Origin of the sequence: Pseudomonas koreensis (assembly GCF_025447595.1) — a bacterium.
In the GTDB taxonomy this organism is placed as follows: domain Bacteria; phylum Pseudomonadota; class Gammaproteobacteria; order Pseudomonadales; family Pseudomonadaceae; genus Aquipseudomonas; species Aquipseudomonas koreensis_H.
In genome coordinates this window covers 708125-724732 of sequence record NZ_JAOEJU010000001.1, presented here as the reverse complement: position 1 = coordinate 724732, position 16608 = coordinate 708125, and the positions used below count along the sequence as shown (strand labels likewise).

General features: G+C 60.9%; 15 protein-coding genes. 3 read left to right on the top strand and 12 right to left on the bottom strand.

The genetic code is table 11. The features are described from left to right. Positions 1–38 precede the first annotated feature (38 nt). Both N8H71_RS03085 and N8H71_RS03080 read left to right on the top strand, forming a co-directional pair. Entirely contained in the window at positions 39–1166 is a 1128-nt protein-coding gene (locus N8H71_RS03085; RefSeq protein WP_262192797.1) for an acyl-CoA dehydrogenase, read from the top strand. Positions 1167–1180: 14 nt separating this feature from the next. Next, complete coding sequence (locus N8H71_RS03080) at positions 1181–1954, top strand: enoyl-CoA hydratase (RefSeq protein ID WP_262192796.1); 774 nt, start codon at positions 1181–1183, stop codon at positions 1952–1954. An 89-nt stretch (positions 1955–2043) separates the two neighbouring features. Here the strand turns inward: N8H71_RS03080 and N8H71_RS03075 are convergent, their stop codons facing one another. The 11 genes from N8H71_RS03075 to argH all read right to left on the bottom strand — a co-directional run bounded on the left by N8H71_RS03075 (position 2044) and on the right by argH (position 14796). Continuing rightward, positions 2044–3195 (bottom strand): acyl-CoA dehydrogenase family protein, encoded by a 1152-nt coding sequence (locus N8H71_RS03075; RefSeq protein WP_262192795.1) that lies wholly within the window; start codon positions 3193–3195, stop codon positions 2044–2046. Between the two features lie 3 nt (positions 3196–3198). Continuing rightward, complete coding sequence (locus N8H71_RS03070) at positions 3199–4305, bottom strand: enoyl-CoA hydratase/isomerase family protein (protein WP_262192793.1); 1107 nt, start codon at positions 4303–4305, stop codon at positions 3199–3201. A gap of 970 nt (positions 4306–5275) precedes the next feature. Next, a complete protein-coding gene (locus tag N8H71_RS03065; protein ID WP_262192792.1) occupies positions 5276–5962 on the bottom strand; it encodes an HPP family protein in 687 nt (228 codons plus the stop codon). A 157-nt stretch (positions 5963–6119) separates the two neighbouring features. Then, positions 6120–7298 (bottom strand): MFS transporter, encoded by a 1179-nt coding sequence (locus N8H71_RS03060; RefSeq protein ID WP_262192790.1) that lies wholly within the window; start codon positions 7296–7298, stop codon positions 6120–6122. A 171-nt stretch (positions 7299–7469) separates the two neighbouring features. Further along, positions 7470–8822, bottom strand: coding sequence for an MmgE/PrpD family protein (locus N8H71_RS03055; RefSeq protein ID WP_262192788.1), 1353 nt, complete (start codon positions 8820–8822; stop codon positions 7470–7472). Continuing rightward, positions 8819–9709, bottom strand: a complete 891-nt coding sequence (locus N8H71_RS03050; RefSeq protein WP_262192787.1) for a polysaccharide deacetylase family protein — start codon at positions 9707–9709, stop codon at positions 8819–8821. The genes N8H71_RS03055 and N8H71_RS03050 overlap by 4 nt, the downstream gene beginning before the upstream one ends. Continuing rightward, positions 9702–10550, bottom strand: coding sequence for a polysaccharide deacetylase family protein (locus tag N8H71_RS03045; RefSeq protein ID WP_262192786.1), 849 nt, complete (start codon positions 10548–10550; stop codon positions 9702–9704). Before N8H71_RS03045 ends, N8H71_RS03050 begins: the two co-directional genes overlap by 8 nt. A 136-nt stretch (positions 10551–10686) precedes the next feature. Further along, positions 10687–11511 (bottom strand): ABC transporter substrate-binding protein, encoded by an 825-nt coding sequence (locus N8H71_RS03040; RefSeq protein WP_085603455.1) that lies wholly within the window; start codon positions 11509–11511, stop codon positions 10687–10689. Between the two features lie 39 nt (positions 11512–11550). Continuing rightward, positions 11551–12315, bottom strand: coding sequence for an amino acid ABC transporter ATP-binding protein (locus tag N8H71_RS03035; RefSeq protein WP_007951284.1), 765 nt, complete (start codon positions 12313–12315; stop codon positions 11551–11553). Positions 12316–12325: 10 nt separating this feature from the next. After that, positions 12326–13204 (bottom strand): amino acid ABC transporter permease, encoded by an 879-nt coding sequence (locus tag N8H71_RS03030; RefSeq protein WP_262192784.1) that lies wholly within the window; start codon positions 13202–13204, stop codon positions 12326–12328. A 164-nt stretch (positions 13205–13368) separates the two neighbouring features. After that, positions 13369–14796, bottom strand: a complete 1428-nt coding sequence (gene argH / locus N8H71_RS03025) for an argininosuccinate lyase (RefSeq protein WP_007951286.1) — start codon at positions 14794–14796, stop codon at positions 13369–13371. Between the two features lie 311 nt (positions 14797–15107). Here argH and N8H71_RS03020 point away from each other — a divergent pair, with 311 nt between their 5' ends. Continuing rightward, positions 15108–16073 (top strand): LysR family transcriptional regulator, encoded by a 966-nt coding sequence (locus N8H71_RS03020; protein WP_262192783.1) that lies wholly within the window; start codon positions 15108–15110, stop codon positions 16071–16073. Here the strand turns inward: N8H71_RS03020 and N8H71_RS03015 are convergent. Continuing rightward, positions 16057–16584, bottom strand: a complete 528-nt coding sequence (locus N8H71_RS03015; RefSeq protein WP_262192782.1) for a GNAT family N-acetyltransferase — start codon at positions 16582–16584, stop codon at positions 16057–16059. The genes N8H71_RS03020 and N8H71_RS03015 overlap by 17 nt on opposite strands. Between the last annotated feature and the right edge of the window lie 24 nt (positions 16585–16608).

Genomic DNA, 16608 nt, shown 5'->3' with positions numbered 1-16608 from the left:
CACAGGTTTCGCGCTGCAATCAGAATTAAGGATTCACCATGATTCCCAATGACGACCAACAACAAATCCGCGACATGGCCCGGCAGTTTGCCGAGGAACGGCTGAAACCGTTCGCCGCCGAGTGGGATCGCGAGCACCGCTTCCCGAAAGAAGCCATCGGCGAAATGGCCGGTCTGGGCTTCTTCGGCATGCTGGTGCCGGAGCAGTGGGGCGGTTGCGACACCGGTTACCTGGCCTACGCCATGGCCCTGGAAGAAATCGCTGCCGGCGACGGCGCCTGCTCGACGATCATGAGCGTGCACAACTCGGTGGGTTGCGTGCCGATCCTCAAGTTCGGCAACGACGACCAGCGTGAGCGCTTCCTCAAACCGCTGGCCAGCGGCGAGATGCTCGGTGCTTTCGCGCTGACCGAACCGCAGGCCGGTTCCGACGCCAGCAGCCTGAAAACCCGTGCACGCCTTGAAGGCGATCACTACGTGCTCAACGGCTGCAAACAGTTCATCACCTCCGGGCAGAACGCCGGGATCGTGATCGTGTTTGCCGTCACCGATCCGAGCGCCGGCAAGCGCGGGATCAGCGCCTTCATTGTGCCGACCGACTCGCTGGGATACAAAGTCGCTCGCATCGAAGACAAGCTCGGCCAGCACGCCTCGGACACCTGCCAGATTCTGTTCGAAGACGTGAAAGTGCCGGTGGCCAACCGGTTGGGCGAGGAGGGCGAGGGCTACAAGATCGCTCTGGCCAACCTCGAAGGAGGCCGTGTCGGCATCGCTTCGCAATCGGTGGGCATGGCCCGCGCCGCGTTCGAAGCCGCCCGTGATTACGCCCGCGAACGTGACACCTTCGGCAAGCCGATCATCGAGCATCAGGCCGTGGCGTTCCGTCTGGCGGACATGGCCACCCAGATCGCTGTGGCGCGGCAGATGGTGCATTACGCCGCCGCCCTGCGCGACAGTGGTCAGCCGGCGCTGGTCGAAGCGTCAATGGCCAAACTGTTCGCCTCGGAAATGGCCGAAAAGGTCTGCTCCATGGCATTGCAAACCCTCGGCGGTTACGGTTACCTCAACGACTTCCCGCTGGAGCGCATCTACCGCGACGTGCGGGTCTGCCAGATCTACGAAGGCACCAGCGACATTCAGCGCATGGTCATTTCGCGCAATCTTTGAGAAGGAATCTGCACATGAGTTACGAAACGATTTTGCTGGAAACCCATGGCCGCGTCGGCCTGATCACCCTCAATCGCCCGCAGGCGCTGAATGCCCTCAACGCGCAACTGGTCAGCGAAGTGAACCGCGCGCTCGATGGTTTTGAAGCCGACGCAAACATTGGCTGCATCGTCATCACCGGCTCGACCAAAGCCTTTGCCGCCGGCGCCGACATCAAGGAAATGGCTGATCTGACCTACCCGCAGATCTACATGGACGACCTGTTCAGCGACAGCGACCGCGTGGCCAACCGCCGCAAGCCGATCATCGCGGCGGTCAACGGTTTTGCCCTCGGCGGTGGCTGTGAATTGGCGCTGATGTGCGACTTCATCCTGGCCGGTGACAACGCCAAATTCGGCCAACCGGAAATCAACCTCGGCGTGCTCCCAGGCATGGGCGGCACCCAGCGCCTGACCCGCGCCGTGGGCAAGGCCAAGGCCATGGAAATGTGCCTGAGCGGGCGTTTGATCGACGCGGTGGAAGCCGAGCGCTGCGGCATCGTCGCACGGATCGTGCCGAGTGCCGAGTTGCTGGATGAGGCGCTGAAAGTCGCGGCGGTGATCGCCAGCAAGTCGCTGCCGATTGCGATGATGGTCAAGGAAAGCGTCAACCGCGCGTTCGAAGTGAACCTGACTGAAGGCGTGCGGTTCGAGCGCCGGGTGTTCCATGCGGCGTTTGCGACGCAGGATCAGAAGGAAGGGATGGCGGCGTTTGTGGCCAAGCGGCCGGCTGAGTTCAAAGGCAAGTAACGCGGCGCTTCCATCGCCAGCAGGCTGGCTCCCACATTGGATCTGTGATTACACAAATCCCTGTGGGAGCCAGCCTGCTGGCGATGCTTTTAGAGCTGGTAGTTCTTCAACTCCCGCGCAATCACCATCCGCTGTATCTCGCTCGACCCCTCATAAATCTGGGTAATCCGCGCATCCCGGTAGTACTTCTCAACCGGGTAATCCTCCAGATACCCATACCCGCCATGAATCTGAATCGCTGACGAACACACCTTCTCAGCCATCTCCGAAGCAAACAGCTTGGCCTGCGAAGCCTCCGACAGACACGGCTTACCCGCCGTCCTCAACCGCGCCGCATGCAGGATCATCAGGCGTGCCGCGTTGATCTGCATCTGCATGTCTGCCAGCAGATTGGCGATGCTCTGGTGCTCGACAATCGCCTTGCCGAACTGCACCCGATCACGGGCGTAACCCAGCGCCGCTTCAAACGCCGCACGGGCAATGCCCAATGCTTGCGCCGCGATACCAATGCGTCCGCCTTCAAGGTTGGACAAAGCAATGGCCAGGCCTTTGCCGCGTTCACCCAACAGATTCGCTTCAGGAATGCTGCAATTGTTCAGCGTCACCGCGCAGGTGTCGGAAGCGCGGATACCCATCTTGTGTTCGGTACGGTCAACGATGAACCCCGGCGTATCGGTCGGCACCAAGAACGCAGAGATCCCACGCTTGCCCAGATCCGGATCAGTCACCGCAAACACGATCGCCAGTTTCGCCCGCTTGCCATTGCTGACAAATTGCTTGGCGCCGTTGATTACCCATTTCCCGTCGCGCAGTTCGGCGCGGGTACGCAGGTTGTGTGCTTCGGAGCCAGCCTGGGGTTCGGTCAGGCAGAAGCAGCCGATCACCGCGCCGCTGGCCAGATCCGCCAGCCAGGTCTGTTTCTGTTCTTCGCTGCCGTAATTGAGCACCGGCCCGCAGCCCACCGAGTTGTGGATGCTCATGAACGCGCCGGTGGCGCCGTCACCGGCGGAAATTTCTTCCACCGCCAGCGCGTAAGCCACGTAGTCGACGTAAGTGCCGCCCCATTCTTCGGGCACCACCATGCCCAGCAGGCCGAGTTCGCCCATCTTCGCCACCAGGGCGTCATCGATCCAGCCAGCTTTTTCCCAGGCTTGCGCGTGGGGGGCGATTTCGCCACGGGCAAAGTCCCGGGCCATGTCGCGGATCATTACCTGGTCTTCAGTCAATTCGAGATCGTGCATGGCTCAGCTCCCGCTCTCTTCGAAGCCGTGGAAGAAACTCGCGATGTGCTCGGCGTGCAGCGCAGCCAGGGTCGGCGGGTTCCAGCGCGGTGATTTGTCTTTGTCGATCAGCAAGGCGCGCACGCCTTCGATCAGGTCGCCGCGTTCGAACCACTGGCGATCCAGATGCAGTTCGAGGGCAAAGCAGTGTTCCAGGCTCAGATGGCGGCCGCGACGCAACATTTCCAGGGTCACGCCCATGGCCAGCGGCGAGCGGGTTTCCAGCAGGTCGGCGGTGGTGGTCGCCCATTCGTGGCTGTCGGCGACGGTCACGGCGCGCAGTTGCTCGACGATGCTCGGCACGTCAGGCAACGCAAAGAAGTGGTCGATGGCCGGGCGCAAGGCTTCGAGCGGCGCATCCGGCAGGGTTTGCACGGCGTGGCGGGCCAGCAGGTTTTGCAGATCCTTCAACGGCGTATCGTGCCACTCCAGGTGATCGAGCTGTTCGTCGAGGGTGCCGAGTTTGCCGCTTTCCAGATACCAGTCGGCCAGGCCGCAATACAGCGCATCCGCCGCACGGATCTGCACGCCGCTGACGCCCAGATAAATCCCCAGCTCACCGGGAATCCGTGGCAGGAAATAACTGCCGCCGACATCCGGGAAATACCCGATCGCCACTTCCGGCATCGCCAGACGGCTCTTCTCGGTGACCACCCGCAGATCGGCGCCTTGCACCAGACCCATGCCGCCGCCGAGAACGAAACCGTCCATCAACGCCAGCACCGGTTTGCGGTAGTGGTGGATCGTCAGGTCGAGGGCATATTCCTCGACGAAGAAATCTTCGTGCAGCGTGTCGCCGCTTTTATGGCTGTCGTACAGGGATCGAATGTCGCCACCGGCACAGAAGGCTTTCTCGCCGGCACCGCGCAGCACGACGGCGTGGATATCGGCATCGGCGGCCCAGGCATCCAGGTGTTGCTGGAGCTGGCGCACCATATCGAGGGTCAGGGCATTGAGGCCGGCGGGGCGGTTGAGGGTCAGATGACCGATGTGATTGCGAACCTCGGCCAGCACTTCGTGCGGCGTGGCATCCATGGACGAAGTCCGCGGGGATGAAGCCTGAGCAGTCATCACTAACTCCCTGCTTTTATTGTCTTTATTCGAGAAGCCCGCGCGCGGGCGTTACCGGATCGTAACAGTGCAAATTTGCCGTGTACAACGGGGATATGTGCATGGGGTGTCTGCATTTTTGCCTTGATCAGTGCCAGGGCAAGTGTAGATAGAAAGGAAGGGATTTTCGGGCAGCGGACAGGACAGTGTGTCAGTCACGATCAAGAAATGTTGGTGCGGGGGGGGGGGGACGCTGGTAGTCCTTTGCAGCTTTCCCCCGCCTGCACGGTGATGCAGACGGGGGATTGGTTCATTTGTACCGGTTTGTCAGGTATGTTTTCGTATCCGGTTCCCAATTCAGATCGCTATCGGGTTTACCGAAAACGTCAAGTACCCCTATTGCGTATGTGTTAACGAAGTCGCCATTAACCGTATTCACGTTCGTCAGTGTTTTAACGGCTGATATGAATCCGTAGGATTGCTCCGAGGTCGCCGAATTGTAGATTGTCCCCAAAGTGATTGCAGCGGGATCGTTATCAGACAATCGGGCCAACATGAAACCCGAGGTGTAATTAACCCACTGGACATTCCTCACCCCTACATAGTCCAACATGTCCAGTACCCATGAATTCTTGCGTTTATGCGGACTGAATACGACTGCGATTATAGCCATTTCATATTTCTCCTGAACCTGTCTGATTCCATTGTTTCGTTTTGGTTTACTACCGCGCAGGCGGGGCACCACAGACAGGAGAACAGCTCAACTTGTTATCCGCGTGTACCTCATGGCTTTTCTACCGTTAGCCCGTCCATTTCGCGCGTTCCCATCGTGATCCCTGCGATTTTTTTTAGAAACTGTCATAAATACCAGTCTTTTATACCGTGACGGGATCAGAAACTGTTTTGTTATAGCCAGACAGTTTTGATGGCTGAAAACGCAATACGGCGGCGCCCGACAGGTAAAAGACGCATAAAAAGAGTGGCGCTGTTTTCAGGAGAACACCTGGCCAATGCTCCGCCGTTTGGCATGCAATTCACTGGCATGAATCAACTGCTCCAGATCCTCCGGCGTGACATCGATGAATGCCTCCATATCGGCCAGTGCCAATTTCAGATCCTCGGCCGTGATGGACTGGATATCGACGGGACCCACGGCCGGCGCAGGTTCGGCAGGGCGTTTCGGGTAGCGGATGCGGGTGAGGTTGTTGTAGGCCAGTGCGGCGAGCAGCAGACACGCGGCGCTGAGCATCACCGGTTCCAGGGCTTTCCAGTCCATGGCGATGGTCATCGGGTCGGCCAGCACCATCGTCAATGCCACGGCGCCGGCCGGAGGATGCAGGCAGCGCAGCCAGCACATCAGGATCAGCGCCATGCCTGCGGCGAGGCACGCACTGCCCAAGGTTCGGCCGAGTACGTGGGCCACCAGCAACGCGACGACGCCCGCGCACAGATAACCGCCGATGATCGACCACGGCTGGGCGAGGGCGCCGGACGACACCGCGAACAGCAACACCGCCGAAGCGCCCAGCGGGCCGATCAGGTGGTAGGCCACTTCAATGCCGAATACCTGACTGCACGCCCACACGCTGAACAACGTGCCCAGGGCCATGCCGATGGCGGCGCGGCTCCATTCGGTGGGGCGGGTGTTGATGGCGGCGGGCAACCAGCGAGCGAGCATGCAGAATCGATCCTTTGCGAAATTCAGGGCAAAAAAAAGGACTTGTCCGTAAACGCGGAAAGTCCTTCGAAGTGTTCCAACTATTGGGGGAGGAACGCGCACAGTGTGCCAAGCAATCACGATGCTGACAAATTCATATAAATGCAGTTTCAGTGCATTATTTCTGAAGTAAAGCCACGCGCCGCCCGCTCATGAAACACAGGAAACCGCCCATCGCGGTCAGTGCGCTGAGGGCGTAGAACATGGTCGGCGCCGGCGTGTGCATCAGCAGGAAGCCGCAAATTACCGGGCTCAACGCGCCACCCAACGCCGCCAGATTCTGCGCGCCGTAATAGCTGCCGCGCAGTTCTTCCGGGGCCAGGGTGTCGACGAACAGGAATTCCGACGGGTAAATGATCATCTCGCCGAGGGTGAAGATGAACATCGCGATGCACCACGTCACCAGGCTGTCGGCGAGGCTGAAACCAATCAGGCCGAGGATGAACAGACTGGTGCCGGCGGCAATCCAGTAGCGCAGTTTTTCCCGGTTGAGGAAGCGGCCGATCTGGTATTGCAGCAGAATTACCGCGATGGCGTTGCAGGCGAGCAGGGCAGCCATGGTTTGCAACGCCCGCTGCGAGTCTTCGACCACCAGCAGGTATTGCGACAGGTACAACGTGAAGCGCCCGTGAACCACGGTGCTGAGCAGGCAGCCGCAGGTGAACATGATCAGCGTGCGGTCGTTTTTCAGGGTAATCAGGGTTTTCAGGAAGCTTTGCGGCTGGCCGATGGCGGCGACCGGGCTGGCGTCCTTGGGGATGCCGATCATTAGGAAGATGCTGCCGAAGGCGATGCCGGCGGCAATCAGGAACGGCGCAATCGGGTACACCCCGGCGATCACCACACCGAGCATCGGGCCGGTGGCGTAGCCGATGTTGGTCAGGGTATAGCGCAGGGAAAACGCCTTGGCCCGCTGGCCCATGGGCAGGTTTTCACTGAGGATCGCCTTGGAGCCGATCAGGAACAATGCCGACGCGGTTTCGGTGATGACCAGGGTGGCGGTCGTCAGGTACAGGTCTTTGGCGAAGGTCAGCAACACGAAGCCGATGGCACTGGAAAGCATCGCCAGAATCAGCAACCGGCGCTTCTCGAGCCGGTCGATGATGTAGCCGCCGTACAGCGCAAGCAGGGTGGCGATGAACACCGCGATGCCCAGCAACAATCCGACGTCCTGTTGGTTGAGGCCGAGCTTGTTGCTCAAAAACAAGGTGAGCAACGGACTGGTGATGGCGCGGCTGACGACGATAGTCAGTGAAACGATCATCAGGCGGCGGATAACGAGCGAGTAGGTGGCCACGGAAAATCAAATGTCCTTATCAGTTATTTTTGTGCCTGGCTTCAGACCGAGTTGACTGCATCGCGAGCAGGCTCGCTCCCACAGGTATCGTGGTGGAAACCGTTTTTGTGAACACCTCGAACCAATGTGGGAGCGAGCCCGCTCGCGATGAGGCCAGTTCAAACGACACATTCATTCCATCAGCCACCGTTCCAGACCGCCCACCGAATCCAGCGTCTCGAGCCGCCGCAGTTGATCGAGCAAGCCTTCAGCCTTTCCCTGCGCCAATACCCGCAACGCCAGACTGAAAAACTTCTCCTCCAGCGCCGCCTCGCTCAACGGATTGCCCGGCGCCCCCAGCGGTACCTCGACACACAGACTCGCCTGACGCCCATCGCGGGTTCGCACAACGACCACCGGTTCGCCATCCTCCGACAGTCGCTCATCCACTTCAAGGCGAATGCACGTCAGCCAGTGAGCGATGCGCGGATCGTTGCGTGGCTGTTCATCGTAAGCCTCAAGCCGGCAATGCCCGTGCACCAGCCGCGCAGCGAGGGCGTAGGGCAGACTCATCTGTGCGGCCGCGAGGCTGCGGGTATCGCGACTGCCGCACATGTCGAGCAGAAACCCGCACAGGTTCACCTGGACGTCTTCCACCTGATCCGCGCCGACCTGCAATTGCTCCAGCAAAAAGCCGAGCGCATCGATGGCCGAATGGGTGCCACGGCACGCGGCGTAGGGCTTGATCGAACAGCGCGCGAGTTTCCAGACCCATCCCAAATCAGCATCCAGCGCATCCGGCTGCGCGCTGCCCGGCGCCAGAGTCTTGAGAAATCCACCCCAGACATCCTCGAACAGCACCGACGGCCCGCTGACACCTTCGCGAGCGAAACGCGCCGCGAGCAAACCGCCTTCGGCGGCGCGTCCGCTGTGCAGTTTCTTGCTTTGCGAACCGTCATGAATGAACGCCCACAACCCACCGCTGAAACTGCCGGCGATGCCCAGCGCCGACACGGTTTGCCCGACATCCAGCGCAAAGATCCGCGCACAGGCCGCCGCCGCGCCGAACACACCGCAGGTGGCGGTCGAGTGCCAACCAGCGCCGTTGTGGGCCGAATAACTGCCGCAGGCTTCCAGCACCCGCCGGCCGATTTCGTAGCCGATGACCACGGCGGTGATGAACTCGCGACCGTCCACCGGTCGATCCACCAGCGACAGCGCGGCCATCACCGCCGGCAACACCACCGCACCGGAATGATCGCAACCGCCGGTGTCGTCCAGTTCCAGCGCATGGGCGGCGATGCCGTTGAGCAAGGCCGCATGCCCCGCGCCGACGCGTAGCGACGAACCCCAGACCAGCGCAGTGCCGGGCTCTGCGCCGAACACTTGCCGCGCTTGAAGCGCCACCGCACTGCCGGCCCCGACCAGCGCCGCGCCGAAGGTGTCGAGAATGTGTCGCTTGGCCTGTTCCACTAAAGCCAGTGGCAGGTCTTCAAACCGGGTCTCGACGCAAAACTGCGCCAGCCGCTGCATGCGTTCCGTCATACGAGGTAGTCCCGATAATGGCGCTCATACACTGACGCCGGATGATCCTGCGCAACCGGCGCCGCCGTCTGCGCCCACCACTGCGCGACTTCGGCGCCGGTGGCGATCCACACGTCGTCGTGCTGCTGAATGCCTTGCAGCAATTCCCGCAGCACGCCGATGCGTCCGGGCGTGGCGATGATTTCCGGGTGCAGGCGCAGCACGTAGCACAGGCCGAAGCGGTGGAATCCGGCGAAGTCCATTTGCAGGTTGCCCAGGGTGTGGCTGTAGGAGGCGATTCGCGATTGTGCCGGCGGCACGGCCGGGCTCAGGTTGAAGGCGAAATAGGGCTCGTCTTCCAGTTCGTAGTGCAGCGGCAACTCGACCACTTCGGGTGCGGTCGGGTGCAAGAACGGCAGGTCATCACCACGCCATGATGACGACCAGCGAATGCCGTGATCTTTCAAGGCTTCGATGAAGCCCGGCGCGCCGTTGCCCGCAGGAATCCGGAAGCCAGTTGGACGCACACCGGTCAGGGCTTCCAGCGCTGCACAACCCTTGGCGACATCCGCGCTCTGCGCCACCAGATCCAGCGTGTCGTAATCCTGATGGCGGTAGCCGGCGCAGGCGATTTCATGCCCGTCAGCCTGAATCGCGGCGATGTGCTGCGGATTTTCCTCGGCAACGATGCCGGGCACGAACCAGCTGCTGCGCACCCCGAGTTCCCTGAACAGGCCGAGCAATCGCTCGACGCCGCGTTGCGTGCCGTAGCGCCACACCGATAGCGTCTTGTCACGCCCGGCGACTTCCGGGGCCTGGGTGAGAATGCCGTGGATGTCGTTGTAGTCGACGGTCAGCACCACCGCGCAGCGTTTGCCGGCGGGCCAGAGGTTGTCAGCGTCAGCCATGGTGATGCTCCTTCAGCCACCAGCGAGCGACGTCGCGGCACGTGGCGAACCACACGTCATCGCGCTGGCGCATGTGTTCGAAGAGTTTCTCCAGCAACAGGATGCGCCCCGGCTTGCCGGTGATTTTCGGGTGGAACAGGGTGGTCAGGCACAGGCCTTGATCCATCGCGCCGTCGTACTCGCGTTGCCAGTTGTCGAGGGTCAGCTCGTAGCTGGCGGTGCGGTCTAGCCCGGACGGGAAGTTCGGTGCGCGGGTGTAGGCGAGGGAGGCGTAGTCGTCCATTTCCCAGCGGCCGGGGATTTCCACCAGCGGAGTGTCGTGGCCGGGGACGTTGACCAGATACGGGCGATCATCGCCGCGCATGCTGCTGGAATAGATGACGCCGTTGTCTGCCAGCATCGCCGGGGTTTCAGCGCGCCAGTCACCGGACGGGGTGCGAAAGCCTTCGGCGCGGATGTGCAGGTATTGCCAGAAGACGTCGCGGGATTTGTTCATCACGGCCTGCTGCTGGTCCAGCGTCAGGGCGTAGAAGGATTCGTGCTTGTAGCCGTGGTAGGCGACTTCATGACCGCGCTCGACAATGGCCTGGCATTGTTTCGGCCAGTTCTCCACGACCCACGCGGGGACGAAGAAAGTGGTCGGGATCTTGAAGGCGTCGAGCAGATCGAGCAGGCGCGGCAGGGCACGGTAGGGGCCGTAGCCGCCGAAGCCGAAGTATTCGGGTTTGTGCCAGATCGAGTTGTTGAGCATGGCATCGCCGGTCGGGCCGTCGAGGTCGAAGGCCAGGGCGAGGCAGGCTTTGTGCTGGTCGGGCCAGGTGGGTTGGGGTGAACTGAGCATTGGGCGCTCCACACATGTAGGGACGTACGCTGTACCTGTGGGAGCGAGCTTGCTCGCGATGAGGCCATGTCAGTCGACATCTCTGGTGAATGACACACTGACTTCGCGAGCAAGCTCGCTCCCACAGAGGAACCAATTACTTGCCGGCGTTAATTGTCACATCCTTGATCGCACCCAGCTCCAGATCCCACTTCTTCAGGATCGCGTTATAGCTGCCGTCATCCACCATGCTCTGCAACGCCACCTTCACCGCTTCACTCAGCTCAGGCTTCTTCTTGCTCACCCCCAGCCCGGTGAACTGCACGGAGATCGGCTGGCCGACCGTTTTGTACATGTCCTTTTCCTGGGTCTTGAGGTACGACAGGGTTTCGCTGCCCTGCATCGCCGCATCAATGCGGCTCTGGCGCAGTTGCGCACGGGCGTCGGCCGAGCCTTCGGTGCCGATCACGTTGATCGCAGGTTTGCCGGCCGCTTCACAGTTTTCCTTGCTCCACGCGGCGATTTCCGCCGGGAAGGTGGTGCGGCGGCTGGTGCCGACTTTCTTGCCGCACAGGTCGATGATCTCGTTGGTCGCGGCGTTCTTCTGCAAGGTGTAGAACTGCGGGCCGCTGGTGAAGTAGTCGACGAAGGTCACGCTGGCCTGACGCTCGGCGGTGTCGGTCATGCCCGACAGGACCATGTCCACGCGGTCGGTGGTCAGGGCGTTGATCATTTGCTCGAAGCCGGTTTCCTGCCACTTGATCTTCACCCCGAGGCGTTCGGCCAGGGCGTTGCCCAGGTCGTAGTCAAGGCCGGTGAGCTTGTTGGTGGCCGGGTCCTTGAAATCCATCGGCGGATAGTTGGGCATGATCGCGACGACGATCTCGCCTTTCTCCTTGATGCTGGCCGGCAACTCGGCGGCCACGGCGAAACCGCAAGACATGAGGGAGGTGAGTACTGCTGGAATGACGAAGTTCTTCATGGACGTTCTCTTATGAGTGTTGTGAAGGCCAAAGGGGCCTCAGGTTCGAACGGCAGAAATGAAGCTTTGGGTGCGCGGGTTTTGCGGACTTATTAGTATTTCTTCGGGGCTTCCAGCCTCCACGATCTGCCCGCCGTCCATGAACACCATGCGGTTGGAAACCTCCCGGGCGAAGCCCAGTTCATGGGTGACGACGATCATGGTCATGCCGGTCTGCGCCAGATCGCGCATCACCGACAGCACCTCACCGACCAGTTCCGGGTCGAGTGCCGAAGTGGGTTCATCGAACAGCATCAGCTTGGGTCGCATGGCCAGCGCGCGGGCAATCGCCACCCGTTGCTGCTGACCGCCCGACAGTTCAATCGGGTAGCTGTTGCGTTTGTCGGCCAGGCCGACCCGGGCCAGCAGTTCCAGGGCTTCTTCGTGCGCCTCCTTGGGCGAACGCTTGAGCACCTGGCACGGGCCTTCGATGATGTTTTGCAGCACGGTCATGTGCGGGAACAGGTTGAAACGCTGGAACACCATGCCGGTGGCCAGGCGCTGGCGGGCGATCTGCGACTCGTTGAGTTCGTGCAGCTTGTGCCCGACCACGCGGTAGCCGACCAGTTCGCCGTCGACCCAGAGGCCGCCCTTGTCGATCTTTTCCAGCTGGTTGACGCAGCGCAGCAGGGTGCTCTTGCCCGAGCCGGACGGGCCGATGATGCACAGCACTTCGCCTTGCTCGACCTCGATATTGATGTCCTTGAGCGCGTGGTACTGGTCGTAATATTTGTTCAGGCTCACGGCCTTGACGATGCTTCTCATGACGGACTCCTCAAGAACGCTTGCCGGCGCCGCGAGCGAAACGACGCTCCAGACGGCTTTGACCAAAGGACAGGACGGTGACGGTGGCCAGGTACCAGATACCGGCGACGATCAGCAGCTCCATGACCCGGGCGTTGGCGTAGTAAATGTTCTGGGCGTTGTAGAGCAGTTCCGAGTACTGGATGACGCTCGCCAGCGAGGTCATTTTCACCATGCCGATGAATTCGTTGCCCACCGGCGGAATGATGATCCGCATGGCCTGGGGCAGGATGATCCGGCGCAGCGCCTGCAGGCGCGGCATGCCGATCGACTTGGCTGCTTCGTACTGGCCGGTGTCCACCGACAGCAGGCCGGCGCGCACCACTTCGGCGGTGTAGGCGCCCTGGTTGATGCTCAAACCGAGCAGGGCGGCCACGAACGGTGTCATCAGGCTGACAGTGTCGACCTGGAACAGGCCGGGGATGCCGATGGTGGGGAAAATCAGCGCCAGGTTGAACCACAACAGCAGTTGCAGAATCAGTGGCGTACCGCGAAACAGCCAGGTGTAGGTGACAGCCACGTAGCGCAGGATCGGGTTGGCCGACATGCGCATGATCGCGGTGATCACCCCGAACACGATGCCCAGCGCCATGGCCAGCACGGCCATGATGATCGTGTTGAACAGGCCCCACATGATCGCTTCGGAAGTGAGGAACTGGCCGATGTACGACCATTCGATCTTGCCTTCGGCGAAGGCCCGCACCAGACCGATGATCGCGATGACGATCACGGTGGCGAAGAAGATCCGCCCGTAATAGCGCCGTGGCACATGCTGGTACTGGGTAATGTCGAACTGGTTTTCCGCCAGTTTACGCTCCGCCTGGAGTCGTTCTGCCTGAGTCTGGCTCATGGTGTTTCTCCGAACTGTACTTTCAAATCCAACACGATCACTGTGGGAGCGAGCTTGCTCGCGAATAGGCCGTGTCAGGCGACATCGAGGTTGAATGACACACCGCATTCGTCGGAACGCCGCCCGGAGCAAGCTCGCTCCCACAAGGTTATGTGCCATGGCCGTTAGAGGCGGAAGCCCTGGTAGTTTTCGGTCCACTGTTGCTGCGCGGCGAGGGCGGTTTTCAGGCGGCCGATCTGCTCGCGCACCTGTTGCGGCGCGGTGCCGCCCCAGCCGCTGCGGGCGGCGATGGCGGCTTCCAGGGTCAGGCTGTCACGCACGTCTGCCGTGAGACGCGGGTCGATCTCGGCCAGCAATGCCGGCGAGGCTTCCCACAATTCGAGGTCGTGTTTTTCGCAGGCTTGCACCAGCGCCCCGGTGATTTCGTGGGCCTCCTTGAACGGCACGCCGCGCACTGCCAGCCAGTCGGCGACTTCGGTGGCGAGGGTGAAACCCAGTGGCGCCTGACGGCGCAGTTCCTCGACGTTGACGGTCATGGTCGCGACCATCCCGGCCATGGCCGGTAGCACCAGCAGCAGGGTGTCGACGCTGTCGAGCACGCCGTTCTTGTCTTCGCTGAGGTCGCGGTTGTACGACAGCGGCAGGGATTTGAGCGTCGACAGCAGGCCGGTCAGGTTGCCGATCAGACGCCCAGCCTTGCCCCGGGCCAGTTCGGCGATGTCGGGGTTTTTCTTCTGCGGCATGATCGAACTGCCGGTGGCGTAGGCGTCGTCCAGGTCGACCCAGCGGAACTGGCGCGACGACCACAGGCAGAACTCTTCGGCCAGGCGCGAGATGTTGATCCCGAGCATGCTGGCGATGAACAGAAATTCGGCGACGTGATCGCGGCTGGCCACGGCGTCGATGGAGTTTTCGCAGACCCCGGCGTAGCCCATTTCCTTGGCCGATTGCTGCGGCTGGCGAGCGATGGCGGAACCGGCCATGGCTGCAGCGCCGAGGGGTGACAGCGAAGTGCGCGTGTCCCAATCCACCAGGCGCTGCACGTCACGCAACATCGATTGGGCGTGGGCCAGCAAGTGATGGGCGAACACGATCGGTTGCGCCTGCTGCAAGTGGGTGAAACCCGGGCAGATGCTCTCGACGTGCTGCTCGGCCTGATCCACCAGCGCCGTTTGCAGGGCCAGCACTTCCACGGCCAGGGTGCGCACGTGATCACGCAGGAACAAGCGCAGGTCGTTAGCGGTCTGGTCGTTGCGCGAACGGCCGGCGCGCAGCTTGCCGCCCAGTGCGCCGAGGCGTTCGGTCAGCAGGCGTTCGATGAAGGTGTGGACGTCTTCGTCGTCCAGCGTCGGGGCGATGCGCCCGGCAGCGAAATCGGCACCGATGCCGTCCAGGGCTTCGATCATCGTGCGGGTTTCCTGCTCGTCGAGCAGGCCGGCACGTTGCAGTTCCCCGGCGTGGGCCTTGGAGCCGGCCAGATCGTACGGCGTCAGGCGGAAATAGCGCTCGGGGCAACGGGACAGGGCCGCCAGGGCTGCGGACGGGCCGCTTTTGAAACGGGCACCCCAGAGACGGTCGGTGGTTTGAGACATTTGTTGTTTTCCTCGTCGGTAACGCGAACTGAAATTGGTGTGCTGGGCCCTGAAAATCGCGCCGGCCAATTAGTGGACAGACGCAGCAGACAGAATCAGGCCAAAGCAGTTTTCAAGAGGGCAGTTGCAAAGAGACAAGAGCTGATCGAAGTGTCAGCTTTTAATGTTTGGCGATCAGTGAGTTGGCACTGATGTTCGGGATTTTCTGGCGGTTGCCAAGGCTGGTTTTCTGTGATCATTATTATTAGCCGGCGATGTTTTTGTTGTTGGACACAGATTGTTGAACATTGCGCCAGAGGTAAATCAGCATTATGGAAACCCCACTTTCCAATTCCGGAAACCCGCCGCTGAAAACGGCTCATCGAGCGCCGTTGGCCCTCAGTGGACTGGATTTCAAACTGCTCAAGGTGTTCAAGGCGGTGGTCGAAGCCGGCGGCTTCAGCGCGGCGCAAAACGAGCTGAATGTGGGCCTGGCGGCCATCAGTAAACAGATTTCCGACCTGGAAATCCGTATCGGCATGCGCCTGTGCACCCGAGGTCGGGAAGGGTTTCACCTGACCGAAGAGGGACGCCTGGTGTATCAGGCGTCGATTGATCTGTTTGCTTCGGTCGACAACTTTCGCGACCGGCTTAGTTCGGCGCAGAACGAACTTATCGGTGATCTTGGTGTGGGTGTTATTGATAATACGATCAGTGATGAAAGTTCGCCGTTAGTTGCGGCGCTTAAAAGGATCAATGAAGAATCGCCTAAAGTAAGGTTTCAACTTCAGGCAACACAACTGGATGAAGTTGAAAGAGGCGTCGTGGAAGGTCGTTTAGTTGCCGGTATTGTTCCGGTTTATCAACGCCGCGAAGAGTTCGATTATTACCCGTTGTACGAGGAACGTTCGGAGGTGTACTGCGCCGTTGGACATCCGCTGTTCGACCTGCCCGAGACGCAAATGAGCATTGATGTGCTGCAGGAATACGAGTGCATCAACCACCGCTATGCGATCCACCGCGACAAGCTGAACTTCGCTCGCTACGACAGTTTTTCAGCTTCCGCGACCCAGGTCGAAGCCGTGGCGCTGCTGATCAAGACCGGGCGTTTCGTAGGATTTCTACCCCGGCATTACGCCGCCACGCTGGTGGCGGCAGGGCAATTTCGCGCGGTGCTGCCGGAGCGGATCAATATCTCTACGCCGTTCAATCTGATCCTGCGCCACAACACCGTGCGCAGTCCGCTGGTCAAGGCGTTCGCCCAGGCGCTGGGCGTTGATCTCAAGGCGTCGGCGTGATGACCAGGCGCATGGCGCAGCGGCGCTCGCCAGGTAATCCGTGAGCGATTTCATCGCGCAAAACATGGTTCAGACGTGCGCCGGTATCCTCGGCGCTCAATAGCGCAAAACCCATGCGTTGATAAAACGGCGCATTCCACGGCAGATCTCGAAAGGTCGTCAGCGTCACCGCCCGAAGTTGCCACAGACGCGCCTGTTCAATCGCCGCCAACAGTAACTTGCGACCGACGCCCCGGCCCTGAAAGTGTTGGCTGACGGACAGTTCCTCAATGTGCAACTGTTGGTCGACAGTCAACGCCCTTAAAAAACCTGCAAGTTGCCCGTCGTTGTTTTCCGCAACCCACAGTTCGCCCCGTTCAATGGCGGGCAAATGCTCCAATGCTTGCGGCACGGCGGCATCTGCCAGCCAGTTCAGTGAAGAATCGCGGCGAAACAGTTCAGCGGCGGATTGCTCGATGGCGGGGAGGGCGGTGGCGTCGGCCGCACGGGCCGCTCGCACGGTAAAAGTCATGGTGCAGCTGTCCTTGTCGAATAC